This is a genomic window from Pseudomonas sp. TMW22090 (assembly GCF_022496665.1).
Classification (GTDB): domain Bacteria; phylum Pseudomonadota; class Gammaproteobacteria; order Pseudomonadales; family Pseudomonadaceae; genus Aquipseudomonas; species Aquipseudomonas gregormendelii.
In genome coordinates, this window is sequence record NZ_SCFH01000004.1 from 206,352 (window position 1) to 232,310 (window position 25,959).

22 protein-coding genes are annotated in these 25,959 nt (G+C 60.1%); 13 read left to right on the top strand and 9 right to left on the bottom strand.

Annotation, left to right across the window (positions count from 1 at the left end; genetic code table 11):
- Positions 1 to 22: 22 nt before the first annotated feature.
- The 6 genes from cysG to EQV97_RS13515 form a co-directional block, all read right to left on the bottom strand.
- The gene (cysG, locus tag EQV97_RS13490) at positions 23 to 1,417 is read right to left on the bottom strand and encodes a siroheme synthase CysG (RefSeq protein WP_240889073.1); all 1,395 of its coding nucleotides are present in this window, start codon (positions 1,415 to 1,417) and stop codon (positions 23 to 25) included.
- Entirely contained in the window at positions 1,418 to 2,698 is a 1,281-nt protein-coding gene (gene serS, locus EQV97_RS13495; protein WP_045062266.1) for a serine--tRNA ligase, read from the bottom strand.
- 15 nt (positions 2,699 to 2,713) lie between these two features.
- Positions 2,714 to 3,088, bottom strand: coding sequence for a fluoride efflux transporter CrcB (gene crcB, locus EQV97_RS13500; RefSeq protein WP_045062268.1), 375 nt, complete (start codon positions 3,086 to 3,088; stop codon positions 2,714 to 2,716).
- On the bottom strand, positions 3,088 to 4,410 hold the full coding sequence (locus EQV97_RS13505) for a replication-associated recombination protein A (RefSeq protein ID WP_240889074.1): 1,323 nt from the start codon (positions 4,408 to 4,410) through the stop codon (positions 3,088 to 3,090). The genes crcB and EQV97_RS13505 overlap by 1 nt, the downstream gene beginning before the upstream one ends.
- A gap of 166 nt (positions 4,411 to 4,576) precedes the next feature.
- Positions 4,577 to 5,200, bottom strand: a complete 624-nt coding sequence (gene lolA / locus EQV97_RS13510) for an outer membrane lipoprotein chaperone LolA (RefSeq protein WP_045062272.1) — start codon at positions 5,198 to 5,200, stop codon at positions 4,577 to 4,579.
- A 65-nt stretch (positions 5,201 to 5,265) separates the two neighbouring features.
- A complete protein-coding gene (locus EQV97_RS13515; RefSeq protein WP_122839239.1) occupies positions 5,266 to 7,674 on the bottom strand; it encodes a DNA translocase FtsK in 2,409 nt (802 codons plus the stop codon).
- A 469-nt stretch (positions 7,675 to 8,143) separates the two neighbouring features.
- On the opposite strand from EQV97_RS13515, the gene aat reads away from it, so the two are divergent.
- From aat to infA, 3 genes are all read left to right on the top strand, one after another.
- A complete protein-coding gene (gene aat / locus EQV97_RS13520; protein WP_122839240.1) occupies positions 8,144 to 8,824 on the top strand; it encodes a leucyl/phenylalanyl-tRNA--protein transferase in 681 nt (226 codons plus the stop codon).
- 56 nt (positions 8,825 to 8,880) lie between these two features.
- Entirely contained in the window at positions 8,881 to 9,588 is a 708-nt protein-coding gene (locus EQV97_RS13525) for an arginyltransferase (protein ID WP_122839241.1), read from the top strand.
- A 111-nt stretch (positions 9,589 to 9,699) separates the two neighbouring features.
- The gene (infA, locus tag EQV97_RS13530; RefSeq protein ID WP_002553999.1) at positions 9,700 to 9,918 is read left to right on the top strand and encodes a translation initiation factor IF-1; all 219 of its coding nucleotides are present in this window, start codon (positions 9,700 to 9,702) and stop codon (positions 9,916 to 9,918) included.
- A gap of 252 nt (positions 9,919 to 10,170) precedes the next feature.
- On the opposite strand, the gene clpA is transcribed toward infA, so the two are convergent.
- Both clpA and clpS read right to left on the bottom strand, forming a co-directional pair.
- Complete coding sequence (gene clpA / locus EQV97_RS13535; protein WP_045062279.1) at positions 10,171 to 12,441, bottom strand: ATP-dependent Clp protease ATP-binding subunit ClpA; 2,271 nt, start codon at positions 12,439 to 12,441, stop codon at positions 10,171 to 10,173.
- 30 nt (positions 12,442 to 12,471) lie between these two features.
- Positions 12,472 to 12,855, bottom strand: a complete 384-nt coding sequence (clpS, locus tag EQV97_RS13540) for an ATP-dependent Clp protease adapter ClpS (protein ID WP_045062280.1) — start codon at positions 12,853 to 12,855, stop codon at positions 12,472 to 12,474.
- Positions 12,856 to 13,080: 225 nt separating this feature from the next.
- Between clpS and cspD the strand changes: the two genes are divergently transcribed.
- Positions 13,081 to 13,347, top strand: coding sequence for a cold shock domain-containing protein CspD (gene cspD / locus EQV97_RS13545; RefSeq protein ID WP_240889075.1), 267 nt, complete (start codon positions 13,081 to 13,083; stop codon positions 13,345 to 13,347).
- An 81-nt stretch (positions 13,348 to 13,428) separates the two neighbouring features.
- On the opposite strand, the gene icd is transcribed toward cspD, so the two are convergent.
- A complete protein-coding gene (icd, locus tag EQV97_RS13550; protein ID WP_045062282.1) occupies positions 13,429 to 14,685 on the bottom strand; it encodes an NADP-dependent isocitrate dehydrogenase in 1,257 nt (418 codons plus the stop codon).
- Between the two features lie 494 nt (positions 14,686 to 15,179).
- Here icd and EQV97_RS13555 point away from each other — a divergent pair, with 494 nt between their 5' ends.
- The 9 genes from EQV97_RS13555 to aceA all read left to right on the top strand — a co-directional run bounded on the left by EQV97_RS13555 (position 15,180) and on the right by aceA (position 25,826).
- Complete coding sequence (locus EQV97_RS13555; RefSeq protein ID WP_240889076.1) at positions 15,180 to 17,405, top strand: NADP-dependent isocitrate dehydrogenase; 2,226 nt, start codon at positions 15,180 to 15,182, stop codon at positions 17,403 to 17,405.
- Between the two features lie 196 nt (positions 17,406 to 17,601).
- Positions 17,602 to 18,048 carry an NUDIX hydrolase gene (locus tag EQV97_RS13560; RefSeq protein ID WP_122839244.1) on the top strand — a complete coding sequence of 149 codons (447 nt, stop codon included), beginning with the start codon at positions 17,602 to 17,604 and terminating at the stop codon, positions 18,046 to 18,048.
- Between the two features lie 59 nt (positions 18,049 to 18,107).
- The gene (gene mnmA / locus EQV97_RS13565) at positions 18,108 to 19,253 is read left to right on the top strand and encodes a tRNA 2-thiouridine(34) synthase MnmA (protein WP_122839245.1); all 1,146 of its coding nucleotides are present in this window, start codon (positions 18,108 to 18,110) and stop codon (positions 19,251 to 19,253) included.
- Positions 19,250 to 19,873 (top strand): high frequency lysogenization protein HflD, encoded by a 624-nt coding sequence (gene hflD, locus EQV97_RS13570; RefSeq protein ID WP_122839246.1) that lies wholly within the window; start codon positions 19,250 to 19,252, stop codon positions 19,871 to 19,873. The genes mnmA and hflD overlap by 4 nt, the downstream gene beginning before the upstream one ends.
- A 126-nt stretch (positions 19,874 to 19,999) precedes the next feature.
- A complete protein-coding gene (purB, locus tag EQV97_RS13575; protein WP_045062286.1) occupies positions 20,000 to 21,370 on the top strand; it encodes an adenylosuccinate lyase in 1,371 nt (456 codons plus the stop codon).
- A gap of 86 nt (positions 21,371 to 21,456) precedes the next feature.
- Entirely contained in the window at positions 21,457 to 22,626 is a 1,170-nt protein-coding gene (locus EQV97_RS13580) for a cupin domain-containing protein (RefSeq protein ID WP_045062287.1), read from the top strand.
- Positions 22,619 to 23,044, top strand: coding sequence for a GNAT family N-acetyltransferase (locus EQV97_RS13585; protein ID WP_122839247.1), 426 nt, complete (start codon positions 22,619 to 22,621; stop codon positions 23,042 to 23,044). The genes EQV97_RS13580 and EQV97_RS13585 overlap by 8 nt, the downstream gene beginning before the upstream one ends.
- A gap of 219 nt (positions 23,045 to 23,263) precedes the next feature.
- Positions 23,264 to 24,025 (top strand): secretin N-terminal domain-containing protein, encoded by a 762-nt coding sequence (locus EQV97_RS13590; protein WP_122839248.1) that lies wholly within the window; start codon positions 23,264 to 23,266, stop codon positions 24,023 to 24,025.
- A 475-nt stretch (positions 24,026 to 24,500) separates the two neighbouring features.
- On the top strand, positions 24,501 to 25,826 hold the full coding sequence (gene aceA, locus EQV97_RS13595; RefSeq protein WP_045062291.1) for an isocitrate lyase: 1,326 nt from the start codon (positions 24,501 to 24,503) through the stop codon (positions 25,824 to 25,826).
- Positions 25,827 to 25,959 lie beyond the last annotated feature (133 nt).

Here is a 25,959-nt window from a genome sequence, read left to right on the forward strand (position 1 = left end):
CCCAGACTGCGCAATTGCAGATTCAGACCTGCGCCTGAGCCCCTTCAAACCACGCCAGTTTCTCGCGCAGTTGCACCACTTCCCCAACAATCACCAGGGTCGGGGCATGGACTTCATGCTCCGCCACCAGCCGTGGAAGATCGGCCAGGGTCCCGGTGAACACCCGTTGATTGACCGTGGTGCCTTGCTGGATCAACGCCGCCGGGGTATCTGCCGCACGGCCATGCCTGATCAGTTCTTCGCAGATGATCGGCAAGCCCACCAGCCCCATATAGAACACCAGCGTCTGCGCCGGCGCGACGAGGTCGGCCCAGGGCAGGTCGGTGGAGCCATCCTTGAGGTGACCGGTGACAAAGCGTACGGACTGCGCGTAATCGCGGTGCGTCAGCGGGATGCCAGCGTAAGCGGCGCAGCCACTGGCAGCAGTGATGCCGGGCACCACCTGGAACGGAATGCCATGGGCTGCCAGTTCCTCGATCTCCTCGCCGCCCCGGCCGAAGATGAACGGATCACCGCCCTTCAACCGCACCACGCGCTTGCCCTGTTTGGCCAGATCTACCAACTGCTGGTTGATCTGATCCTGGGGCACCGCATGATCGGCCCGGCGCTTGCCAACATAAATCCGCTCGGCATCGCGACGGCACAAGTCGAGAATCGCCGGCGCCACCAGGCGGTCATACAGCACCACGTCGGCTTGCTGCATCAGGCGCAGTGCACGAAACGTCAGCAGGTCCGGATCACCCGGGCCTGCGCCCACCAGATACACCTCGCCGGTCGCCACCGTGGCTTCACCGTCGATTTTAGCCTGCAGCAGGCGCTCGGCCTCGCTGCCCTGCCCGGCCAGTTGCCGATCGGCGATGGGCCCCTGGAACACATCCTCCCAGAACGCCCGTCGTTGCTGCACGTCCGGGAACAGCCCTTTGACCTGGCTGCGAAAACGCGCCGCCAGACCGGCCAACTGACCGTAAGTGGAGGGAATCCAGGTTTCCAGTTTGGCGCGGATCAAGCGCGCCAGCACCGGTGCATCACCGCCGCTGGAGACCGCGATGATCAACGGCGAACGGTCGACGATCGCCGGGAAGATCACGCTGCACAGCGACGGTGCATCCACCACGTTGACCGGCACACAGCGCCGATGGGCATCGGCGGAGACTTGTGCGTTCAACGGTTCGTCGTCGGTGGCGGCAATGATCAGCCCGCAACCGTGCAAATCCGACTCGACGTAACCGCGTAGCACGCACTCGCCCCCGCTGCCAGCCACCAGCTCACGCAACTGCGGTTCGATTTCAGGTGCAACCACTCGCAGTAGGGCACCGGCTTCGGCCAGCAGGCGGGATTTGCGCAAGGCAATCTCCCCCCCACCGACGACCAACACACGACTGCCGCGAAGGTTGTGAAACAGCGGCAGATAGTCCATTTAGCCGATGACCTCGAGGCCACCCATGTACGGCTTCAGCACCTGCGGTACGCGGATCGAACCGTCGGCCTGCTGGTAGTTTTCCAGCACGGCGACCAGGGTACGACCGACCGCGAGGCCAGAACCGTTGAGGGTGTGAACCAGCTCAGGCTTGCCGGTTTCCGGGTTGCGGAAACGCGCCTGCATGCGCCGGGCCTGGAAATCGCCACAGTTGGAGCACGACGAAATCTCGCGGTACTTGTCCTGGCTCGGAATCCACACTTCAAGGTCGTAGGTCTTGACCGCGCTGAAGCCCATGTCGCCCGTGCACAGCGCCAGGGTGCGGTAAGGCAGCTCCAGCAGTTGCAGGACTTTCTCGGCGTTGGCGGTCAGGCCTTCCAGGGCTTGCATCGAAGTCGATGGCTCGACGATCTGGACCATCTCGACCTTGTCGAACTGGTGCTGGCGGATCATGCCACGGGTGTCACGACCCGACGCGCCAGCTTCACTGCGGAAGCATGGCGTGTGGGCGACGAACTTGATGGGCAGCAGTTTAGAGTCGACGATTTCGCCGGCCACAATGTTGGTCAGCGACACTTCGGCCGTCGGGATCAGGTACAGATCGGCTTCGCCTTCACGAGCGATCTTGAACAGGTCTTCCTCGAACTTCGGCAACTGGCCGGTGCCTTGCAGCGCCGGCGCCTGGACCAGGTAAGGCGTGTACGCCTCTTCATAGCCATGTTCGCTGGTGTGCAGGTTGATCATGAATTGCGCCAGGGCACGGTGCAGACGAGCGATCGGCCCGCGCAACAGGGCAAAGCGTGCACCGGACAGCTTGGCGGCGGTTTCGAAATCCAGCCAGCCGAATTTTTCGCCCAGGGCCACGTGGTCCTGAACCGGGAAATCGAAAGCGGTCGGCGTACCCCAGCGGCGCACTTCGACGTTGTCGTCTTCATCCTTGCCGACCGGCACGGACTCGTGCGGCAGGTTCGGAATACCAAGCAGGATCGAGTCCAGCTCGGTCTGAATGGCGTCCAGCTCGACTTTGCCGGCGCCCAGTTCGTTGCCCATGCGCTCGACGTCCGCCATCAGCGGCGCGATGTCTTCGCCGCGTTGCTTGGCCTGACCAATGGACTTGGAACGCGCATTACGTTCAGCCTGCAGTGCTTCGGTGCGGGTCTGGACGGTCTTGCGCTGTTCTTCCAGCGCTTCGATGCGCGCAACATCCAGGGTGTAGCCACGGGATGCCAGGCGGTCCGCTACGTCCTGAAGGTTGCTACGTAACAGTTTGGAATCGAGCATGTCGGTCTCTCGTTATCAAAGTTTGGTCAGGGACAGGCCGGCCCAGGTGGCGAGCAGCCCGCCGAATACGCTGATGGCCGCATAGCCCAAGGCTAGCAGGACTTGCCCGCTTTCCAGCAGGCGCACCGTATCCAGTGAAAAAGAAGAAAAAGTCGTCAGCCCCCCAAGGAAGCCAACCATCAACCCGGCGCGCACCTCTATCGGCACTTCCGGGCGTATCAGAAACAGGCCGTACAACACGCCGATCAGCAGACAGCCCACGATATTAACGGCCAGCGTAGCGGTATAGAAGTGCCGCGGCCAATTTGCGTTGACCCAATTGCCGGTGGCGAAGCGTAACAGCGTGCCGGCGACGCCGCCGATCGAAACGGCGATAACCAGTGGAATCACTATTTTCTCCGCTGCCTGGGGCTCAGACGATCAAGTTGGGCAAGGTGGTTGAGCTTCTCGCCGATCTTCAACTCCAGGCCCCGAGGCACGGGTTGATAGAACGGTTGCGGCTCGAGTTCTTCAGGAAAATAATCTTCGCCGGCCGCGTAAGCGTCCGGCTCATCGTGGGCATAACGGTACTCGTCGCCATAGCCCAGCTGTTTCATCAGCTTGGTGGGTGCGTTGCGCAAGTGCAGCGGCACTTCGAGGGAGCCATGTTCGGTAGCACTGCGCATGGCGGCCTTGAAGCCCATGTACACCGCATTGCTCTTCGGCGCGCAGGCCAGGTAGGTGATGGCCTGCGCCACGGCCAGCTCGCCTTCCGGGCTGCCCAGGCGCTCCTGCACTTCCCACGCCGCCAGGCACAGGCTCAGGGCGCGGGGGTCGGCATTGCCAATATCTTCGCTGGCCATGCGCACCACGCGCCGGGCCAGGTAAAGGGGGTCGCAACCGCCGTCGATCATTCGCGCGAACCAGTACAGCGCCCCATCGGGATTGGAGCCGCGCACCGACTTATGCAGCGCGGATATCTGGTCGTAAAACGCCTCGCCACCCTTGTCGAAGCGCCGGCGGGTATCGCCGAGCAGGCTCTGCAGCAGGTCGACGCCGATTTCGCTGTGGTCTTCGGCGAGGTCCGAGGCGTTTTCCAGCAGATTGAGCAGGCGCCGGCCATCGCCATCGGCGGCGGTCAGCAGCATCTGGAAGCCTTCATCGCTGAGGGTCAGCTGCCGTTTGCCCAGGCCGCGCTCTTCGGTCAGGGCGCGCTGCACCAGCTTGCGCAGGGCCGCTTCGTCGAGACTTTTGAGCACGTAGACGCGGGCCCGGGAGAGCAAGGCGTTGTTGAGTTCGAACGAGGGGTTTTCGGTGGTCGCGCCGATGAAAATCAGGGTGCCGTCTTCAACGTAGGGCAGGAACGCATCCTGCTGGGACTTGTTGAAGCGGTGCACTTCATCGACGAACAGAATGGTGCGTTTGCCGTACTGCCCGGCCTGCTGCTTGGCGATTTCCACCGCCTGGCGGATTTCCTTCACCCCGGCCAGTACCGCCGAGACCGTTTCGAAATGAGCGTCCGAGACTTCAGCCAGGAGTCGCGCCAGGGTGGTCTTGCCCACACCCGGCGGGCCCCAGAAGATCATCGAATGCAGCGCACCCTGCTCGAGGGCTTCGCGCAGGGGCTTGCCGCGGGCCAGCAGGTGTTCCTGGCCGACGTACTCATCCAGATTGGCCGCACGCAGGCGGGCGGCCAGGGGTTGAGCTATCGGGGCGCTGCTGAACAGGTCCATCACTGCTTATGAAACCTCACTGGGTCCTGATGCCGATCACTCAATTATTTGAACGCTGCGGTCCCTGTGGGAGCGGGCTTGCCCGCGATGACGACATTACATTCAAGATCATGGTTTTCTGACCCGACGCCATCGCGGGCAAGCCCGCTCCCACAGGTACTGCGTCTTACTCTTGGATGACGTCCGCGCCCTTGGGGATGTCGAACTTGAACCTGGACGCCGGGATCGGCTCGTTGGCTTTCACCCCGGTGAACAGGATATTGGTGCGCTGGCCGACGCTGTCGATCAGTTGCATGTCATTGACCAGGCCATTACGGAACGACAGGCGCAGGCTGTCGAACAGGGTGTCCTTGGTTTTCGGCTTCAAGGTGAAGTCGATCACGCCACCGGCTTCCTTGGCGCTGATGTCGAAGCTCTGGCTGATCTTGGACACGTCACCGGACAGCAGCAGCGCCGGGGTCTGGGTCAGGCGCTGGTCGAGGTTCTTGATGGTGACCTGCTCCAGGTCCGGGTCCCACAGCGAGACCTTCTTGCCGTCGGACACCATCAGCTGTTCCTGCGGCGCATCGGTGTGCCAGTAGAACAAGCCAGGGCGTTGCAGCGACATCTGCCCTGCGGTTTCCTGCAACTGGGTGCCGCCGCCATCCAGGGTCAGCTGGGAGAAGCGTGCGCTCAGGGTCTGGGATTTTTCCAGGAGTTGGGTCAGGCGCGCCACGTCCTTGTCATCGGCGTGGGCCGAAAGCGTGGTCAAAGCCAGTACCGGCAGCAACAGCATGCGGATAAGACGCATGGGAGTCCTCTTGATATTCGTGGGAGTGCGGGCGGCGCGCGGGGCGCCGCCCTTGCAAAATCAGATCAGTCGCGAACCGGGCCAGGTGCCAGGACTTCGCGGGAACCGTTGGTGTTCATTGACGTCACGACCCCGGCCATTTCCATGGCTTCGATCATGCGCGCGGCGCGGTTGTAGCCGATCTTCAGCTTGCGCTGGACCGCAGAAATGGACGCGCGACGGCTTTCGAGCACGAATTGCACTGCTTCGTCGTACAGCGCATCGGTTTCGGCATCGTCATCACCGCCACCACCGCCGCTTTCAAAACCACTACCTGCCTCTTCGACACCGGCGAGGATCTCATCGTTGTATTCCGGTGCACCGCGCAGTTTCCAGGCTTCGACCACACGGTGAACCTCGTCATCGGATACGAACGCACCGTGGACCCGGATCGGCAGGCTGGTGCCGGGCGGCATGTACAACATGTCACCGTGGCCCAACAGTTGCTCGGCGCCACCCTGGTCGATGATGGTCCGCGAGTCGATCTTGCTCGACACCTGGAACGCCATGCGCGTCGGAATGTTGGCCTTGATCAGACCGGTGATGACATCAACCGAAGGCCGCTGGGTCGCGAGGATCAGGTGGATGCCCGCAGCACGGGCTTTCTGGGCGATACGGGCGATCAGCTCTTCAACCTTCTTGCCGACGATCATCATCATGTCGGCAAATTCGTCGACCACCACGACGATAGTCGGCAGCTTGGTCAACAGCGGCGCTTCATCGTGAATGCTTTCGCGCTTGTACAGCGGATCGGTCAACGGCTCGCCCGCGTCCTGGGCTTCCTTGACCTTGGCGTTGAAGCCCGACAGGTTACGCACGCCCATCTTCGCCATCAGCTTGTACCGACGCTCCATCTCCGCCACGCTCCAGCGCAGGGCGTTGGCGGCGTCTTTCATATCGGTCACCACCGGGCACAGCAGGTGCGGAATGCCTTCGTAGATCGACAATTCCAGCATCTTCGGGTCGATCATGATCAGCTTGGCGTCTTCCGGACCGGACTTGAACAGGATCGACAGGATCATCGCGTTCACGCCCACGGACTTACCCGAACCGGTGGTACCGGCCACCAGCAAGTGCGGCATTTTCGCCAGGTCGGTGATGACCGGCTTGCCACCGATGTCGTGGCCCAGGGCCAGGGTCACCGGCGACTTGAAGTTGTCGTATTCCGGGGTCGAGAGCACTTCGGAGAAGCGCACGATCTGGCGGTCCTCGTTCGGAATCTCGATACCCACAGTGGTCTTGCCCGGAATCACTTCCACGACCCGGACGCTGGTGACCGCCAGGGAGCGGGCAAGGTCCTTCGCCAGGTTGGAGATGCGGCTGACCTTGACGCCGGCCGCCGGCTGGATTTCGTAACGGGTAATGACCGGTCCCGGGTGAATGGAATCCACCGACACTTCAACGCCGAATTCCTTGAGCTTGATTTCCAGCAGGTGGCCAACCGCAGCCAGGGACTCGGGCGAATAATTGAGCTGTTTCTTTTCCGCCGGGTCGAGGATCGAGATGGGCGGCAAAGTACCTTCCACCGCGCTGTCGACGAACAACGGCGCCTGCTTCTCTTTTTCCACTCGCTTGCTGGGTGCAGCCGGCTTCGGTGGCGCAGGGGCGATTACCGGCGGTACCTGCTTCTCGCGGTCCGACATGTGCTTGCTCAAGGCCTGCTCGCGCTCGATCAGCCGTTCCTTGACCTTGGCCTGCTCGCGCTTGTCGGTAACGGTAGGCGCCACCACGTCGTGCACGCGGTCATCGACTTCACGCAATTGCGCGACCAGTTGCTTGCGCTCCACCCGAGCGGCCCACCAGCGATTGGCGGCGCCCTGGAACAGTTCGAACAGGTCGAGGGTGATCTTGCCGGTGACGTCCATCACCTTGAACCACGACAGGTCGGTGAACACCGTCAGGCCGAACAGGAACAAGGCGATGAACAGCAAGGTGCTGCCCTGGATATTCAGCGCATTGCGGGCCAGGTCGCCAAGGCTCTCGCCCAGCGCGCCACCCGCGCCCGCCGGCAGACCGGTGGCCGCGTGGAAGTGGATATGGGCCAGGGCCGCACCTGACAGCACCAGGAACACCAGGCCGATCAGGCGCCAGGAGAACAGCCAGCCGCTCCATTCCCACGGCTGGTGGCGTTGGCGGAAGATCTGGTAGGCCTTGACCGCCAGCAGCAGCGGAAAGATGTAGGCGAAGTAACCCAGCACCATGAACAGGATATCGGCGCTGTAGGAGCCGGCAGGACCGCCGAAATTCTGTACGTCGTCGATCTTGCTGTTGTGGCTCCAGCCCGGATCGTCCTTGCCATAGGTCAGCAAGGCCATCATCAGGAACAGGCACAAGGCACCGATGGCGATCAATGCACCTTCCTTGAGTCGGTAGTGCAATTGTTGCCGCCAGAGCGGAACGACGACTGTTTTTGGTGCTGCGGTGGATTTCTTCAAAACGCTACTTTTCCTGCGCCAGGGGCGCGTCCATCTGTTGAATGACTATAAAACTGCCCAATCCGGGCAGGCAAAAAAGTTGACAGGCGCAACCGGAACTACTTTTTACCACTGCATCGCGCATTTCATAAACACGGCGCAAACTCAAAAATGTGCAACAGCCCCGCATTGTACGGGTTTGTACGGCCGATGCCATGCTGGCAACTTCAGTTTCAAGCATAGCCAAGGGCGTGCGACCTGCGGTCCAATTTGAGCATGCATTGTCTTTCGTGACAAAGGCTTATGAGGGATTCATCTACGACCACATTCACAACGCCAAGTTGCAGCGCCGCGCCTCTGTTGCAGGAGCGGTTACACGACGGCACAACCGCAAAAAAATACATCGACGACATTTCCAGCGTTTGACGGCAAACTTGATCACGGGCCAACCGGCTCGATACCGCCCTCCCCTTCTGCAAGCCTGGATGCCATGCTGACCTGGTTACAACGCAACTCACTGACCTTTCCGCCGCTGGAACGAGCGATGCGCGATCCCAACGGCCTCCTGGCTGCGGGCGGCGACTTGTCGGCCGACCGCCTGATCCAGGCCTACCGCCATGGGTGCTTCCCGTGGTTCTCCGAAGGCCAGCCGATTCTCTGGTGGTCGCCCGATCCTCGCACGGTGCTGTTTCCCGACGAATTGCATGTCTCGCGCAGCCTGGGCAAATTGCTTCGGCAACAGCGCTATGAGGTGACCTTCGACCAGGATTTCGCTGCAGTCATCCAGGCTTGCGCGGCCCCGCGTGATTATGCCGACGGCACCTGGATCACCGCCGCGATGCAGGACGCCTACCTTGAACTGCACAAGCGTGGCTTCGCCCACTCGGTGGAGGTGTGGGACCAGGGCGAGCTGGTGGGCGGCCTCTATGGACTGGCGATGGGGCAGCTGTTTTTCGGCGAGTCGATGTTCAGCCGCGCCGACAATGCCTCCAAATTTGGCTTTGCCACACTGGTGCGACATCTGAAAGACTCGGGGTTCATACTGATCGACTGCCAGATGCCCACCGACCATTTGCACAGCCTCGGCGCCCGGGCGATTCCCCGTAGCGAATTCGCCCGCTACCTGGCCCTGCACCTGGATCAACCCAGCCGCGCCAGCTGGGTTTGCTGAGCGACTTTCGCGCGCTTGGCTTACACTTATTTAAAGTTTATCCCCGAGGGTTGATCATGACCGAGTTGGCGCGTTTGAAGTTCTATGCCACTCAACCCCACTCTTGCAGTTATCTGCCCGAAGAGCAGGCCACCACCCTGTTCCTCGACCCTAGCCAGCCCATGGATGTGCATGTCTACGCAGATCTGTCTGAAATGGGTTTTCGTCGCAGTGGTGATCACCTGTACCGGCCGCATTGCCAGAACTGCAATGCCTGCGTACCCGCGCGTATCCCCGTCGCGCAGTTCGCACCCAATCGCCAGCAGAAACGCATTTTCAGGCGCAACCTCGATCTGCAGGTGCGCCCGGCCAAACCACAGTTCAGCGAAGAATACTTCGACCTGTACCAGCGCTACATCGAACAGCGGCATGCCGATGGCGACATGTACCCGCCCAGCCGCGATCAGTTTTCCACCTTCCTGGTGCGCGACCTGCCATTTTCGCGCTTCTATGAATTCCGCCGCGACGGCCGGCTGCTGGCTGTGGCCGTGACGGACTTGCTGCCCAATGGCCTGTCGGCGGTCTATACCTTCTACGAACCCGCCGAAGAACGCCGCAGCCTGGGGCGGTACGCCATCCTGTGGCAAATCGCCGAGGCCCGGCGCCTGGGGCTGGATGCGGTGTACCTGGGCTACTGGATCAAGAACTGCAAAAAGATGAGTTACAAGACGCAATATCGGCCCATCGAACTGCTGATCAACCAGCGCTGGGTTCTTCTAAGTTAGAGCAATCCCTAAACCCCTTGGCGTAAACACCATTTTTCGGGCACAATGCACGCCGCTTTTGCCTGGCGCAGTTGCACCGGGCCATTCATTGGACACCGAGGGCTTTACTGCATGTCGAAAGAAGACAGCTTCGAAATGGAAGGCACTGTCGTCGACACCCTGCCCAACACCATGTTTCGTGTGGAGTTGGAAAATGGGCACGTCGTAACCGCGCATATTTCCGGCAAGATGCGCAAGAACTACATCCGTATTCTTACCGGTGACAAAGTGCGCGTCGAGCTGACGCCCTATGACTTGAGCAAAGGGCGCATTACTTACCGCGCTCGCTAATCAGGTCAATACAAGACGCCCGGCTTACACCGGGCGTTTTTGTTTGTCTGCAATTCGACGACCAAATTTTTTGGAGCCTGCACAGATCCCCTGTGGGAGCGAGCTTGCTCGCGATGGCGGTGGGTCAGCTTGCATCAATGTTGAATGTGCTGACGCCATCGCGAGCAAGCTCGCTCCCACAGGGGGACGGGGTACAAATGGCAGACAGCAAAAAGGCGCCTTTCGGCGCCTTTTGCTTTGTTGCGGTTAACGTCAGGCCATTTCTGCCGTGGTTTCGAACTCGAAGGTCAGCTCGCCGTCCTTCAAATCGATGTGAACCACACCACCATGGTCGGCCAGTTCGCCAAACAGGATCTCTTCCGCCAGCGGACGCTTGATCTTGTCCTGGATCAGGCGTGCCATTGGTCGAGCGCCCATTGCCGAGTCGTAGCCACCTGCCGCCAGCCAGCTGCGTGCGGCGTCGGTCACTTCCAGCTGCACGCGCTTGTCTTCCAACTGCGCCTGAAGCTCGGTAAGGAACTTGTCCACCACGCTCTTGATGACCTCATGACTGAGGCGACCAAACTGGATGATAGTGTCCAGGCGGTTGCGGAACTCTGGCGTGAAGCTCTTCTTGATCACTTCCATCGCATCGGAAGAGTGGTCCTGATGAGTGAAACCGATCGAAGCGCGCGCTGCGGTTTCGGCACCGGCGTTGGTCGTCATGATGACGATCACGTTACGGAAGTCCGCTTTGCGCCCGTTGTTATCGGTGAGCGTACCGTGGTCCATCACCTGCAACAGCAGGTTGAAGACTTCCGGATGCGCCTTCTCGATCTCATCGAGCAACAGCACGCAGTGTGGCTGCTTGGTGATGGCTTCGGTCAGCAGGCCGCCCTGATCGAACCCGACATAGCCTGGAGGTGCACCGATCAGACGCGATACGGTGTGGCGCTCCATGTACTCGGACATGTCGAAGCGAACCAGCTCGATACCCAGCGCCTTGGCCAGCTGACGCGCCGCTTCGGTTTTACCAACACCGGTCGGGCCTGCGAACAGGAACGAACCGACTGGCTTGTCAGGCGACTTGAGGCCGGCGCGGGACAGCTTGATCGCAGTCGACAGCGAGTCGATTGCAGCGTCCTGGCCAAACACCGTCAGCTTGAGGTCACGCTCAAGGTTACGCAGCAGCTCTTTGTCGGAGCTGGTGACGTGCTTTGGCGGAATCCGCGCGATCTTCGCCACGATGTCCTCGACCTGAGGCACTTCGATGCGTTTCACACGCTTCTCGACCGGCTGCAGGCGCTGGTAGGCACCCGCCTCGTCAATCACGTCGATGGCCTTGTCCGGCATGTGCCGGTCATTGATGTAGCGCGATGCCAGTTCGGCAGCCGCACGCAGGGCCTCATCGCTGTACTCGATACTGTGGTGCGCTTCGAAACGCCCCTTCAAGCCGCGCAGGATACCGATGGTGTCTTCCACCGAAGGCTCCGACACATCGACTTTCTGGAAGCGCCGGGCCAAGGCACGGTCCTTCTCGAAGATCCCGCGGAACTCCTGGAACGTGGTCGAACCGATGCAGCGGATATCACCGGAAGACAGCAGCGGTTTGAGCAGGTTCGAGGCATCCATGACGCCACCGGACGCGGCACCCGCACCAATGATGGTGTGGATTTCGTCGATGAACAGGATTGCCTGCGGACGCTTTTTCAACTCATTGAGCAACGCCTTGAAGCGCTTCTCGAAATCACCGCGATATTTGGTCCCGGCCAGCAGTGCGCCCAGATCGAGCGAATACACCACGCTGTTGGCCAGCAGATCAGGCACCTGGTTGTCGACAATACGCTTGGCCAGGCCTTCGGCAATCGCGGTTTTACCCACGCCTGCCTCGCCCACCAGCAGCGGATTGTTCTTGCGACGACGCGCCAGGATCTGCGCGACACGCTCGACTTCCATTTCGCGGCCTACCAGCGGGTCAATACGACCCTGGCGTGCCAGTTCGTTGAGGTTGCTGGCATAAGCATCCAGGGGATTGCCAGAAGAAGAAGACTCGCCGCCCTCGTCGTCCTGCATATCTTGCTCACCTTCAGAGTGATCGCCATGCCCGGGCACCTTGGAGATGCCGTGGGCGATGTAGTTGACGACATCGATGCGCGCAACGCTCTGCTGTTTCAGCAGGAACACTGCCTGACTCTCTTGCTCACTGAAGATGGCGACCAGCACGTTGGCACCGGTCACTTCGCGTTTGCCCGAGCTCTGTACGTGAAACACGGCGCGCTGCAGCACACGCTGGAAGCCCAGGGTTGGCTGGGTCTCACGATCCTCGTCATGCACGGGGATCAGTGGCGTGGTGGAGTCAATAAACTCCTGCAGGTCATGTTTGAGTTTGTCGAGGTTGGCGCCGCACGCACGCAATACGGTGGCGGCAGCCTCATTATCCAATAGGGCCAGCAGGAGGTGTTCGACGGTCATGAATTCATGACGTTTCGAACGAGCCTCCTTGAAGGCAAGATTGAGGGTGACTTCGAGCTCGCGGTTTAACATAGCTTCACCTCATACCCAAGTGGTCGGCGATTAACCGTCCTTCTCGATTTCACAGAGTAGCGGATGCTGGCTTTCCCTGGCGTACTGGTTGACCTGCATGGCCTTGGTCTCGGCGATGTCGCGGGTAAACACTCCACATACTGCCCGTCCTTCTGTATGGACGGCCAACATGACCTTGGTCGCCAGCTCCCGATTCAGGTTAAAAAACACCTCGAGCACTTCGACGACGAAATCCATCGGTGTGTAGTCATCATTGAACAAAACCACCTTGTACATCGGTGGCGCCTGTAAAGCAGGCTTTGCCTCCTGAACAGCAATGCCTGCGGAATCGTCGTCGTGGGTCCCCGGACTGTCTTGCTGGAGAACCGGATGATCCTGATTGAATGTTAGTCGAATCTGGCTGATTGCATGCATGGAAAGAAAGGTTCGTCAGTTGTGCGAATACAGTGGTGGGGGCGGCTATGGACGATTTCAACTGCGACTGCCCGGTCACCTTGACTATCGGCAAAACGGTGTTACAACCAATAGAGCCCACAGTGGGTAAAAAAGGTCCGCGGAGTCAATCTTATTTATGAGATTCGACTGCGGATTATCTGGATGATACTCCAGTGATGGAGTCAGTTGCAGAGGGATATGGGTATGTCAGGTGTCAAGGTCAGTGGCAAGGTGAAATGGTTCAACAACGCCAAGGGATACGGCTTCATCAATGAAGACGGCAAGAGCGAAGACCTGTTCGCCCACTATTCGGCCATCCAGATGGAGGGGTACAAGACCCTGAAGGCCGGCCAGGCTGTGGTGTTCGAGATTATCCAGGGCCCCAAGGGCCTGCACGCCGTGAGCATCGGCGCGCCTCAGGATATCGTGAAAGTCGTCGCAGCCAGCGAGCAACAAACCGTTATTGCATGATTTTTGCGCCCAACCTTCTGTTATAAAAAAACCGCCCAACTCAAGATTTGAGCAGGGCGGTTTTTCGTTACGAGTTGCTTCTTACATGTGCGAAATCAGCGCATCGCCGAACGCCGAGGACGACAACAGCGTGGCGCCGTCCATCAGACGCTCGAAGTCATAGGTCACGGTCTTGGCGGAAATCGCGCCATTGGTGCCCTTGATGATCAAGTCGGCCGCTTCGGTCCAGCCCATGTGGCGCAGCATCATCTCTGCAGAAAGGATCAGCGAACCCGGGTTGACCTGGTCCTTGCCGGCGTATTTCGGCGCAGTACCGTGGGTGGCTTCGAACATGGCAATGGTGTCGGACAGGTTGGCACCCGGCGCAATACCGATGCCGCCCACTTCGGCCGCCAGGGCGTCGGAGAGGTAGTCACCGTTCAGGTTCAGGGTCGCAATCACATCGTATTCGGCCGGGCGCAGCAGGATCTGCTGGAGCATGGCGTCGGCGATGGCATCCTTGACGATGACGTTCTTGCCGGTTTTCGGGTTCTTGAACTGCATCCATGGGCCGCCGTCGAGCAGGGTCGCGCCGAACTCTTCAGCCGCCACTTCGTAGGCCCATTCCTTGAAGGCACCTTCGGTGAACTTCATGATGTTGCCTTTGTGCACGATCGTCAGCGAGTCGCGATCGTTGTCGACCACGTACTGCAGCGCCTTGCGCGCCAGGCGCTTGGTACCCTGCAGCGAGACTGGCTTGATGCCGATACCGCAGTTTTCGTCGAAACGGATCTTGGTGACACCCATTTCCTCTTTCAGGAACTTGATGACCTTGGTCGCTTCCGGCGAACCGGCTTTCCACTCGATACCGGCGTAGATGTCCTCGGAGTTCTCGCGGAAGATCGTCATGTCGACGTCGCCTGGCTTCTTGACCGGGCTAGGCACGCCTTCGAACCAGCGCACCGGGCGCAGACACACATACAGGTCCAGCTGCTGGCGCAGGGCCACGTTCAGCGAACGGATGCCGCCGCCGACCGGCGTGGTCAGGGGGCCCTTGATGGAAACCACGTAATCCTTGACTGCGTCCAGGGTTTCCTGAGGTAGCCAGGTGTCCTGATCGTAAACCTGAGTCGCTTTCTCCCCGGCGTAGACTTCCATCCAGGAAATTTTGCGATCGCCGCCGTAAGCCTTCTTAACAGCAGCATCGACAACCTTGATCATGACCGGGCTGATATCAACGCCGATACCATCGCCTTCGATGAAGGGGATGATCGGGTTGTTAGGAACATTGAGAGAATGGTCCGCGTTGACGGTGATTTTGTCGCCGACTGCCGGAACCTGAATCTTCTTGTATCCCATGCTGAACTCCATTGTTTGGATTGAACATCTGGCTTGGTTCGAGCGTACCCCAGTTAATTCAGCACGCAAACCCCATGTTCCACCCATCTGCCGCAAAGCTGTGCGGCTGGGGTTCTACAAGCCTGAATGCAAAGGGAAAAGCGCCAAACTCAAGCACGGTGCAAGACTCTACGCCCCCCACTCCCCTGCGACCTTTAGACCAATGGACGACACACCTTGTGTATGAACCATCGGCAGATTGCCAGCTACCTATGTATAATGCCGCCCGCTGACCACAGAGTCACGACGGCCGACCCCTCTATTGCGAGAGCTTCGGCCCGAAAAAGCAGGACCGCTACAGCAGTCCACCCGCTTGCCGCTCGACTGATGCACCCAACATCACCGCGCACAAACCTCGACATTCGGCTCATGGACGACTTTGAACGAACGCGCTTACCCGGCGCCCCTCGAGTTTCTGCGCACGCTTTAGCAAAGAAGAGAGAGTTAATCCGAATATGCCCACCCGCTCGAAGATCATCTATACCTTCACCGACGAAGCTCCCGCCCTCGCCACCTATTCACTGTTGCCTATCGTAGAGGCTTTCACTGCCTCCGCTGATATCGCCGTGGAAACCCGCGATATCTCTCTTGCAGGGCGCATTCTGGCCAGCTTCCCCGAGCAATTGGGTGACAAAGCCGTAGCCGACCACCTCGCCGAACTGGGCGACCTGGCCGTTACGCCTGAAGCCAACATCATCAAGCTGCCGAACATCAGTGCTTCCGTTCCGCAACTGCAAGCCGCGATCAAAGAGCTGCAAGCCCAGGGCTTCGCACTGCCGGACTACCCGGAAACCGTGACCAGCGACGCCGACAAGCTCGCCAAGTCGCGTTACGACAAGATCAAGGGCAGCGCCGTGAACCCGGTTCTGCGCGAAGGCAACTCCGATCGTCGTGCACCGCTGTCAGTCAAGAACTACGCGCGCAAGCACCCGCACAAAATGGGCGCCTGGGCTGCGGACTCCAAGTCCCACGTAGCCCACATGAGCACCGGTGATTTCTACGGCAGCGAAAAAGCTGCCCTGATCGACGCCGCTGACGCCGTCAAAATCGAATTGATCGCTCAAGACGGCACCACCACCGTCCTGAAGGAAAAAACCACCGTACAAGCCGGTGAGATCCTCGATTGCGCGGTGATGAGCAAGAACGCCCTGCGCAGCTTCATTGCTGCCGAGATCGAAGACGCCAAAGCCAAAGGCGTGCTGCTGTCGGTTCACCTCAAAGCCACCATGATGAAGGTCTCCGACCCGATCATGTTCGGCCAGATCGTTGCCGAGTTCTATAAAGACGCACTGGCCAAGCACGCCGACGTGCTGGCACAGATCGGCTTCAACCTGAACAACGGCATCGGTGACCTGTACGCTCGCATAAAGGCTTTGCCTAGCGATCAGCAAGCTGCGATCGAAGCGGACATCCAGGCGGTCTACGCCGTTCGTCCGTCGCTGGCGATGGTCAACTCCGACAAAGGCATCACCAACCTGCACGTGCCGAGCGACGTCATCGTTGACGCCTCGATGCCGGCGATGATCCGTGACTCCGGCAAGATGTGGGGCACTGATGGCCAGTTGCACGACACCAAGGCAGTGATTCCGGATCGTTGCTACGCGACCATCTACCAGGCCGTCATCGAAGACTGCAAGGTAAACGGTGCCTTCGATCCGACCACCATGGGCAGCGTGCCAAACGTGGGCCTGATGGCTAAAAAAGCCGAAGAGTACGGCTCGCACGACAAGACTTTCCAGATCAAGACCAGCGGCGTGGTTCGCGTTACCGACAGCAAAGGCAGCCTGCTGCTGGAGCAAGCGGTTGAAGCCGGCGACATCTTCCGCATGTGCCAGACCAAAGACGCACCGATCCAGGACTGGGTCAAACTGGCCGTCAACCGTGCCCGCGCCAGCAGCACGCCAGCGATCTTCTGGCTGGACCCGATGCGCGCCCACGATGGCGTGGTGATCGAGAAAGTTCAGGCTTACCTGAAGGATCACGACACGTCCGGCCTGGACATCCAGATCATGGCGCCAGTCGACGCCATGAAGTTCACCCTGGAGCGTACCCGTGCAGGCAAGGACACCATCTCGGTGACCGGTAACGTACTGCGCGACTACCTGACCGACCTGTTCCCGATCATGGAACTGGGCACCAGCGCCAAGATGCTGTCGATCGTACCGCTGATGAATGGCGGCGGCCTGTTCGAAACCGGCGCTGGCGGTTCGGCACCGAAGCACGTTCAGCAGTTGCTGGAAGAGAACTTCCTGCGCTGGGATTCCCTGGGCGAGTTCCTGGCCCTGGCCGCTTCCCTGGAGCATTTGGGTGTTACTTACAACAACCCGAAAGCCCTGGTGCTGGCCAAGACCCTGGATCAGGCCACTGGCCAGTTCCTCGACAACAACAAGTCGCCATCGCGCAAAGTCGGCAACATCGACAACCGCGGCAGCCACTTCTACCTGGCGCTGTACTGGGCACAAGCCCTGGCGGCCCAGACTGAAGATGCGGCACTGCAGGCGCAATTCGGCCAGCTGGCCCAGACCCTGACCGAGAACGAGGCAACCATCGTTGCCGAGCTCAACGCCGTACAGGGCCAGCCAGTGGACATCGGTGGTTACTACCACGCTGATGCCGAGCTGATCAGCAAGGCCATGCGCCCGAGCAACACCTTCAACGCGGCGATTGCTGCGCTGGTGTAAGGTTGTAAGGCTGCAAAGAAGCCCCGGCCTTGTGCCGGGGTTTTTGCTTTTGAAGAAAACGCGAAGCCCTGTGGGAGCTGGCTTGCCAGCGATGGGGCCCTATCATTCAACATTGATGGTGCCTGACCCACCGCTATCGCTGGCAAGCCAGCTCCCACAGGGATCGGATTTCAATGTTCACCATTGAGGGCATTTTATGGACTGGAAACCCCACATCACCGTCGCCACTATCGTCGAAGACAACGGTCGTTTCCTGATGGTCGAAGAACTCAAAGGCGGACGAGCGGTACTCAACCAGCCCGCCGGTCACCTCGACCCGAATGAAACCCTGACCGAAGCTGCCATCCGTGAAACCCTCGAGGAAACCGGCTGGGACGTCGAGCCCACAGGGGTATTGGGCATTTATCTGTACACCGCCCCGAGCAACGGCGTGACCTACCAGCGAGTCTGCTTCATCGCCAAGCCGCTGAAACACCACCCCGAGTATCAACTGGACGACGGCATCATCGGCGCCAAGTGGTTGACCCGCGAGGAATTAATCGGACAGCGCGACAACTGGCGCAGCGAACTGATCATCCGCTGCATCGACGACTATCTGGGCGGTCAGCGCTTCGGCCTGGAATTGATCCGTCCTTCTCTTTAGCCTTGTGGCCTTGGGCCTGCTAGAATCGCGTCCTTTTTAAAGACACTCATTGAATCCCTATGCGTGATCCAGCCCCTTCTGACATACAAAAGAAGCGCGTCATTGTCGGCATGTCCGGCGGCGTGGACTCTTCCGTTTCCGCTCTCCTGCTGATCGAGCAGGGTTACGAGGTGGAAGGCCTGTTCATGAAGAACTGGGAAGAAGACGATGGAACGGAATACTGCACCGCGATGGACGACCTCGCAGACGCCCAGGCTGTGTGCGACAAGATTGGCATCAAGCTGCATACCGCCAACTTCGCCGCCGAGTACTGGGACAACGTGTTCGAGCACTTCCTGGCCGAATACAAGGCCGGACGCACGCCGAACCCGGACATCCTGTGCAACCGCGAAATCAAGTTCAAGGCGTTTCTCGACTACGCGATGATGCTCGGCGCTGACCTGATCGCCACCGGTCACTACGTGCGCCGCCGCGACATCGATGGACGCACCGAGCTACTCAAGGGCCTGGACCCGAACAAGGACCAGAGCTACTTCCTGCACGCCGTGGGCGGAGAACAGATCGCCAAGACCCTGTTCCCGGTGGGCGAGCTGGAAAAACCCGAAGTGCGCGCAATCGCCGAGAAGCACGACCTGGCCACCGCGAAGAAAAAAGACTCCACCGGGATCTGCTTTATCGGCGAGCGCCGCTTCAGCGACTTCCTCAAGCAGTACCTGCCGGCACAACCCGGCGAGATCAAGACCACCGAAGGTGAAGTCATCGGGCGCCACCACGGCTTGATGTACCACACCATCGGCCAACGCCAGGGCTTGGGCATCGGCGGCCTCAAGGACGCCGGTGACGAGCCGTGGTACGTGCTGATCAAGGACCTGGAGCATAACGAGCTGATCGTCGGCCAGGGCAATGACCACCCATACCTGTTCTCCCGCGCCCTGCTCGCCTCGGACATCTACTGGGTCAACCCCATCGACCTCAGCGAGCCACGCAAGTTGACCGCCAAGGTGCGTTACCGCCAGGGCGACCAGCCGTGCACGCTGGAAAAAACCGCTACCGGCTATCGCGCCACCTTCGATGACCCGCAACGGGCGGTCACCCCGGGCCAGTCCGTGGTGTTCTACGACGGTGAGATCTGCCTGGGTGGCGGCGTGATCGAAATAGCCGAGCCCTGGACGAGCAAGAACGCGAGCAAGGGCCAAGCCCAATGAGCCCGACCCAGGAGCAACTGACAGCGCTGGGCGGGGTATTCCTCGCTGCTGTCCTGGTGGACAAGATCGCCAAGACCGGCCAGACCACCGAAGCGGGCCTGACCTGCATGCTGGGCAGCCTGCTGATTCGTGATCCCAAGGACACGCTGGAAGTGTACGGCGGAGACGACATCAACCTGCGTGAAGGCTATCGCGCCCTGATCGGCGCCCTGGAACGCGACCCCAGCACCCTGCAGCGCGAACCGTTGCGCTACGCCCTGGCCATGCTAGGCCTGGAGCGTCAGCTGGCCAAGCGTGAGGACTTGCTGGACGTGATCGGCAAGCGCCTGCCGCAGATCCAGTCCCAGGTCGAGCACTTCGGCCCGGCCCACGAAAACGTGATCGCCGCCTGTGGAGCGTTGTACCAGGACACCTTGAGCACCCTGCGCCAGCGCATTCAGGTGCACGGCGACATGCGCAACCTGCAGCAGCCAAGCAACGCTTCGAAGATCCGCGCCCTGCTGCTGGCGGGAATTCGTTCGGCGCGCCTGTGGCGCCAGTTGGGCGGTCATCGCTGGCAGTTGGTGATCAGCCGGCGCAAATTGCTCAAAGAGCTTTATCCGCTGATGCGCAGTAGCTGAACAGCGCCCGCTACACCGATTTTGATCTGTAACGCGTAATACGCCGGTCAGTTGGCAACGGACCGGCGGATTTTTTCATGTATGATACGCGCCCCATTTCGTTGCCCGACTGTCCGAGAACACCCCATGCAGCTTTCTTCGCTCACTGCGGTTTCCCCTGTTGACGGCCGCTACGCCGGCAAAACCCAGGCCCTGCGCCCTATTTTCAGCGAATACGGCCTGATCCGTGCTCGCGTCCTGGTCGAAGTGCGCTGGCTCCAGCGTCTGGCCGCTCACTCTGCCATCAGCGAAGTACCGGCGTTCTCCGCCGAAGCCAACGCTGTCTTGAACACCCTGGCGGAAAACTTCTCTCTGGAGCACGCCGAGCGCGTCAAAGAGATCGAGCGCACCACCAACCACGACGTCAAGGCCATCGAATACCTGCTCAAAGAGCAAGCGGCCAAGCTGCCTGAACTGGCGGCCGTCAGCGAATTCATCCACTTTGCCTGCACCAGCGAGGACATCAACAACCTGTCCCACGCCCTGATGCTGCGCGAAGGCCGTGATGACGTGATGCTGCCGCTGATGCGCCAGACCGCCGACGCCATCCGCGAACTGGCGATCCGTTTCGCTGACGTGCCGATGCTGTCGCGCACTCACGGTCAACCGGCCTCGCCGACCACCCTGGGCAAAGAGCTGGCGAACGTGGTTTATCGCCTGGAGCGCCAGATCGCCCAGGTCGCTGCCGTGCCTTTGCTGGGCAAGATCAACGGCGCCGTGGGCAACTACAACGCCCACTTGTCGGCCTACCCCGAGATCGACTGGGAAGAAAACGCCCGCGCCTTCATCGAAGACGAGCTGGGCCTGGGTTTCAACCCGTACACCACGCAGATCGAACCGCACGACTACATCGCCGAGCTGTTCGACGCGATCGCGCGCTTCAATACCATTCTGATCGACTTCGACCGTGACATCTGGGGCTACATCTCCCTGGGTTACTTCAAGCAGCGCACCATCGCCGGCGAAATCGGTTCATCGACCATGCCGCACAAGGTCAACCCGATCGACTTCGAAAACTCCGAAGGCAACCTGGGTATCGCCAACGCACTGTTCCAGCACCTGGCGAGCAAGCTGCCGATCTCCCGCTGGCAGCGCGACCTGACCGACTCCACCGTGCTGCGCAACCTCGGTGTGGGCTTCGCCCACAGCGTCATCGCGTACGAAGCCAGCCTCAAAGGCATCAGCAAACTGGAGCTCAACGCCCAGAAGATCGCTGCCGACCTGGACGCTTGCTGGGAAGTATTGGCCGAGCCGATTCAGACCGTCATGCGTCGCTACAACATCGAAAACCCGTACGAAAAGTTGAAAGAATTGACCCGTGGCAAGGGCATCAGCCCCGAAGCGCTGCAAACTTTCATCGACGGCCTGGACATGCCTGCCGCCGCCAAGGCCGAGCTGAAACTGCTCACCCCGGCGAACTACATCGGCAATGCTGTAGAGCAAGCCAGGCGCATCTGATCGACCGCTGCACCCGTTTGAAACGCCCGGCAGCGCCGGGCGTTTTTATTCCCGTCTGAAAAGTACTTTTTTTCAATAGGTTACACATGAATCCTGATATTCCTCTTCAACTTCTGGGCGGCATCACGGCGCGCGAGTTCATGCGCGACTACTGGCAGAAAAAACCGCTGCTGATCCGTCAGGCGATTCCTGATTTCGAAAGCCCGATCGACGCCGACGAACTGGCCGGCCTGGCACTGGAAGAAGAAGTTGAGTCGCGCCTGGTGATCGAAAACGGCGAGCGCCCGTGGGAATTGCGCCGCGGCCCATTCGCCGAAGACGAATTCAGCAAGCTGCCGGAACAGGACTGGACCCTGCTGGTTCAAGCCGTTGACCAGTTCGTCCCGGAAGTCGCTGAACTGCTGGAAAACTTCCGGTTTCTGCCAAGCTGGCGTGTCGATGACGTGATGATCAGCTTTGCCGCACCAGGCGGCAGCGTCGGTCCGCACTTCGACAACTACGACGTGTTCCTGCTGCAAGGCCATGGCAAGCGCAACTGGAAAATCGGCCAGATGTGCGACTCCGAAAGCCCGCTGCTGCAGCACGCCGACTTGCGCATCCTGGCTGAATTCGAAGCCACCGACGAATGGGTCCTGGAACCGGGCGACATGCTTTACCTGCCGCCGCGCCTGGCCCACTGCGGCGTGGCCGTCGACGATTGCCTCACCTACTCGGTCGGCTTTCGCGCGCCAAGCGCCGCTGAAGTGCTGACCCACTTCACCGACTTCCTCAGCCAGTTCCTGTCGGACGAAGAGCGCTACACCGACGCGGATGCCCAGCCAGTCGCCGATCCGCACCAGATCCAGCACGATGCCCTCGGCCGCCTTAAAGGCCTGCTGGCCGAACACATGAGCGACGAGCGCCTGTTGCTGACCTGGTTTGGCCAGTTCATGACCGAGCCGCGCTATCCGGAGCTGGTGGTAGGCCCGGAAGAGATCGAAGAAGACGACCTGCTTGCCAGCCTGGAACAGGGCGCCGTACTGATTCGCAACCCGAGCGCGCGCCTGGCCTGGTCCGAAGTCGATGACGACCTGCTGCTGTTCGCCAGCGGCCAGAGCCGTTATCTGCCGGGCAAGCTGCGCGAGCTGTTGAAGCTGATCTGCGCCGCCGATGCGCTGCACATCGATAACCTCGGCGAATGGCTGGGCGATGACGACGGTCGCGGCCTGCTGTGCGAGCTGATCAAGCAAGGAAGCCTGGGGTTTGCCGATGAATAAAATTCACGTACGTGTCGCAGACTGGCAGAAGGACAACGCCGAGATCCGGCGCATTCGTGAGACGGTGTTCATCGCCGAGCAATCCGTACCGCCCGAGCTGGAATGGGATGCGGATGACGCGACAGCGGTGCATTTCCTGGCCTTCGAAGGTGACTTTCCGATTGGCACTGCGCGCCTCCTGCCTGACGGTCACGTCGGCCGGGTGTCGGTGCTCAAGGACTGGCGTGGCTTGAAGGTCGGTGATGCGCTGATGCAGGCGGTGATCGGTGAGGCCGAGGAACGTGGTCTGAAGCGGCAGATGCTCAGCGCGCAGGTGCAGGCCACGGCGTTCTATGAGCGCCTGGGCTTCAGCCTGGTCAGTGAGGAATTCCTGGAAGCCGGGATTCCGCATGTGGACATGGTGCGTCACTCGGCTTAAGCACACCTGTGGCGAGGGAGCCTGCTCCCTCGCCACAAAAGCGTGAACACCATCGCAAACCGCCCCGCCATCTCCGGATGCCGGGGCGTTTTGCTGTCTGTGATTCAACTTGCCCCACCCCGGGCCGACAAACTGGCAATATCAATCAAAGGCAGGATCAAAAGATCGCAGCCTTCGGCAGCTCCTACGGGCTTTGTTTATTTGGCGGAGATAACGGACATGTCCCTACGCACCCTGCTCACCACGCTGCTGCTGAGCTGCAGTTTTTCGCTCAGCGCAGCCACCGAGATAGTGCCGCTGAACTACCACACCAGCGCCGACATGCTGCCGATGGCACAGGACTTCATCGGCAAGGACGGCCAGGTCAGCGCCTATGGCAACCAGTTGATTGTCAACGCAGATCAACGCAAGATCGACGAACTTAAGGCACTGATCAGCCAGCTGGATACCGCGCCAAAGCGCCTGCTGATCACTGTCGACACCAGCGAAAACAACTTCCAGGCTGACCAGGGCTACTCGGTGAACGGCGCCAGGCCGAGCCAGACTCGCATCATCAACCGCAGCACCGACAGCCGTGATGGTGGCATCCAGCAGATCCAGGCCAGCGAAGGTGCGCCTGCGCTGATCCAGGTCGGCCAAAGCGTGCCACTGACCAGCAGTCAAAGCGATTCCTACGGCGATTTGCGCAGCCAAACCGAATACCGCAACGTCACCCAGGGCTTCTACGTCACTGCCAGCGTCACCGGCGACATCGTTCACCTGAATATCAGTACCAACCGTGACCGCATGAGCCAGGAACGTCCCGATGTAGTGAATGTGCAAAGCACCGACACAACTGTCACGGGGCGCCTTGGCGAGTGGATCCCCCTGGCCGGGGTGAATCGCCAGACCCAGGCCGACAAACAGGGCCTGACCCGCAGCTACTCGACTCAAGGCCGGGACGACATGACCCTGCGGGTTAAAGTCGATACTTTGGACTAAACCACCGAAAACTGACTGATTAGTCGTATTAGACCAAAGATGTAGTGCTTGAAAAAAAGCACTACAAAACGTTTGACGATCGAAAAAAGCAAGGGCATGATGGCCTCGCTCCCGCTAATCAGGGGCCCTGGCAAGGGCCTTCGAAGCGATGTTCGCACCTACCCCGCGAACCGCTTCGTGTCTGTACCGCCCACAAGGTGTGTTTGACGAGGTTGCCGACTGGAACGAAGTTGTCCCGAGGGACGGAAGCGTAATTAGGTAACCCGGCTCCACACTGAAGTCTGCACCAGGGCCCACGATGCCCGAATGCGTTCGCCAGTTCGCCCTTACCTGCTCACTTCCCCTCGAGCCCATCGTTCATCCCGTCGCCAATCCCGCCGAATCCGACTTGACCACCTAAGCTTCTGGTCTGCGAGCGCACGTATTTTCCACCGCAGAACAACTTTCCGTAAAAGACGCGACGAGGTTTATCTCCATGGCACTGACACGCGAACAGCAAATTGCAGCCCTCGAAAAAGACTGGGCTGAAAACCCACGCTGGAAAGGTGTGACACGCGCCTACTCCGCTGCTGACGTCGTCCGCCTGCGTGGCTCGGTTCAACCCGAGCACACCTTTGCAAGACTCGGCGCCGAGAAGCTGTGGAACCTGGTGACCCAGGGTGCCAAGCCGTCCTTCCGCCCCGAGAAAGATTTCGTCAACTGCATGGGCGCCCTGACCGGCGGCCAGGCTGTGCAACAAGTCAAGGCCGGTATCCAGGCGATCTACCTGTCCGGCTGGCAAGTGGCTGCGGACAACAACTCCGCCGAATCGATGTACCCGGACCAGTCGCTGTACCCGGTAGACTCGGTTCCAACCGTGGTCAAGCGCATCAACAACTCGTTCCGTCGTGCTGACCAGATTCAGTGGAAAGCCGGCAAAGGCCCGGGCGACGAAGGCTACATCGACTACTTCGCGCCAATCGTAGCTGACGCCGAAGCCGGTTTCGGTGGCGTACTGAACGCTTACGAGCTGATGAAGAGCATGATCGAAGCAGGCGCCGCCGGCGTTCACTTCGAAGACCAGCTGGCTTCCGTGAAAAAATGCGGCCACATGGGCGGCAAGGTACTGGTTCCTACCCAGGAAGCCGTACAGAAGCTGACCGCTGCTCGCCTGGCTGCTGACGTTGCCGGTACACCGACCATCATCCTGGCCCGTACCGATGCGAACGCCGCTGACCTGCTGACTTCCGATTGCGACCCGTACGACCAGCCATTCGTAACTGGCGAACGTACCCAGGAAGGCTTCTATAAAGTGCGCGCCGGTCTCGACCAGGCCATCGCTCGCGGCCTGGCTTACGCGCCGTACGCCGACCTGATCTGGTGCGAAACCGCCAAGCCGGACCTGGACGAAGCTCGCCGCTTCGCCGAAGCGATCAAGAAGGAATACCCGGACCAACTGCTGTCGTACAACTGCTCGCCTTCCTTCAACTGGAAGAAAAACCTGGACGACGCGACCATCGCCAAGTTCCAGCGTGAACTGTCCGCCATGGGCTACAAGCACCAGTTCATCACCCTGGCCGGCATTCACAACATGTGGCACAGCATGTTCAACCTGGCGCACGACTACGCCCGCAACGACATGACTGCCTACGTGAAACTGCAAGAGCAAGAGTTCGCTGACGCCGCCAAGGGATACACCTTCGTGGCTCACCAGCAGGAAGTGGGCACCGGCTACTTCGACGACATGACCACCGTGATTCAAGGTGGCTCGTCTTCGGTCACCGCGCTGACCGGTTCGACTGAAGAAGAACAGTTTCACTGATCTGCTTCATCTGAAATAACAGCCGCTGCGGACCGACTGAAAAGCTAACCGCAGCGCTGCACCTCTGACGCCCCGACTTGCTCGGGGCGTTTTTTTGCCTGAAATTCAACAAACCATGTCAGCCTTGCGCGTA

Coding starts and splice junctions, on each gene's coding strand:
- aat (WP_122839240.1), top strand. CDS start 8,144: ATGCTGACCTGGTTACAACGCAACTCACTGACCTTTCCGCCGCTGGAA.
- EQV97_RS13585 (WP_122839247.1), top strand. CDS start 22,619: ATGAATAAAATTCACGTACGTGTCGCAGACTGGCAGAAGGACAACGCC.
- serS (WP_045062266.1), bottom strand. CDS start 2,698: ATGCTCGATTCCAAACTGTTACGTAGCAACCTTCAGGACGTAGCGGAC.
- infA (WP_002553999.1), top strand. CDS start 9,700: ATGTCGAAAGAAGACAGCTTCGAAATGGAAGGCACTGTCGTCGACACC.
- clpA (WP_045062279.1), bottom strand. CDS start 12,441: ATGTTAAACCGCGAGCTCGAAGTCACCCTCAATCTTGCCTTCAAGGAG.
- cysG (WP_240889073.1), bottom strand. CDS start 1,417: ATGGACTATCTGCCGCTGTTTCACAACCTTCGCGGCAGTCGTGTGTTG.
- lolA (WP_045062272.1), bottom strand. CDS start 5,200: ATGCGTCTTATCCGCATGCTGTTGCTGCCGGTACTGGCTTTGACCACG.
- EQV97_RS13590 (WP_122839248.1), top strand. CDS start 23,264: ATGTCCCTACGCACCCTGCTCACCACGCTGCTGCTGAGCTGCAGTTTT.
- clpS (WP_045062280.1), bottom strand. CDS start 12,855: ATGCATGCAATCAGCCAGATTCGACTAACATTCAATCAGGATCATCCG.
- aceA (WP_045062291.1), top strand. CDS start 24,501: ATGGCACTGACACGCGAACAGCAAATTGCAGCCCTCGAAAAAGACTGG.
- cspD (WP_240889075.1), top strand. CDS start 13,081: ATGTCAGGTGTCAAGGTCAGTGGCAAGGTGAAATGGTTCAACAACGCC.
- EQV97_RS13525 (WP_122839241.1), top strand. CDS start 8,881: ATGACCGAGTTGGCGCGTTTGAAGTTCTATGCCACTCAACCCCACTCT.
- purB (WP_045062286.1), top strand. CDS start 20,000: ATGCAGCTTTCTTCGCTCACTGCGGTTTCCCCTGTTGACGGCCGCTAC.
- icd (WP_045062282.1), bottom strand. CDS start 14,685: ATGGGATACAAGAAGATTCAGGTTCCGGCAGTCGGCGACAAAATCACC.
- EQV97_RS13505 (WP_240889074.1), bottom strand. CDS start 4,410: ATGGACCTGTTCAGCAGCGCCCCGATAGCTCAACCCCTGGCCGCCCGC.
- EQV97_RS13560 (WP_122839244.1), top strand. CDS start 17,602: ATGGACTGGAAACCCCACATCACCGTCGCCACTATCGTCGAAGACAAC.
- EQV97_RS13555 (WP_240889076.1), top strand. CDS start 15,180: ATGCCCACCCGCTCGAAGATCATCTATACCTTCACCGACGAAGCTCCC.
- hflD (WP_122839246.1), top strand. CDS start 19,250: ATGAGCCCGACCCAGGAGCAACTGACAGCGCTGGGCGGGGTATTCCTC.
- mnmA (WP_122839245.1), top strand. CDS start 18,108: ATGCGTGATCCAGCCCCTTCTGACATACAAAAGAAGCGCGTCATTGTC.
- EQV97_RS13580 (WP_045062287.1), top strand. CDS start 21,457: ATGAATCCTGATATTCCTCTTCAACTTCTGGGCGGCATCACGGCGCGC.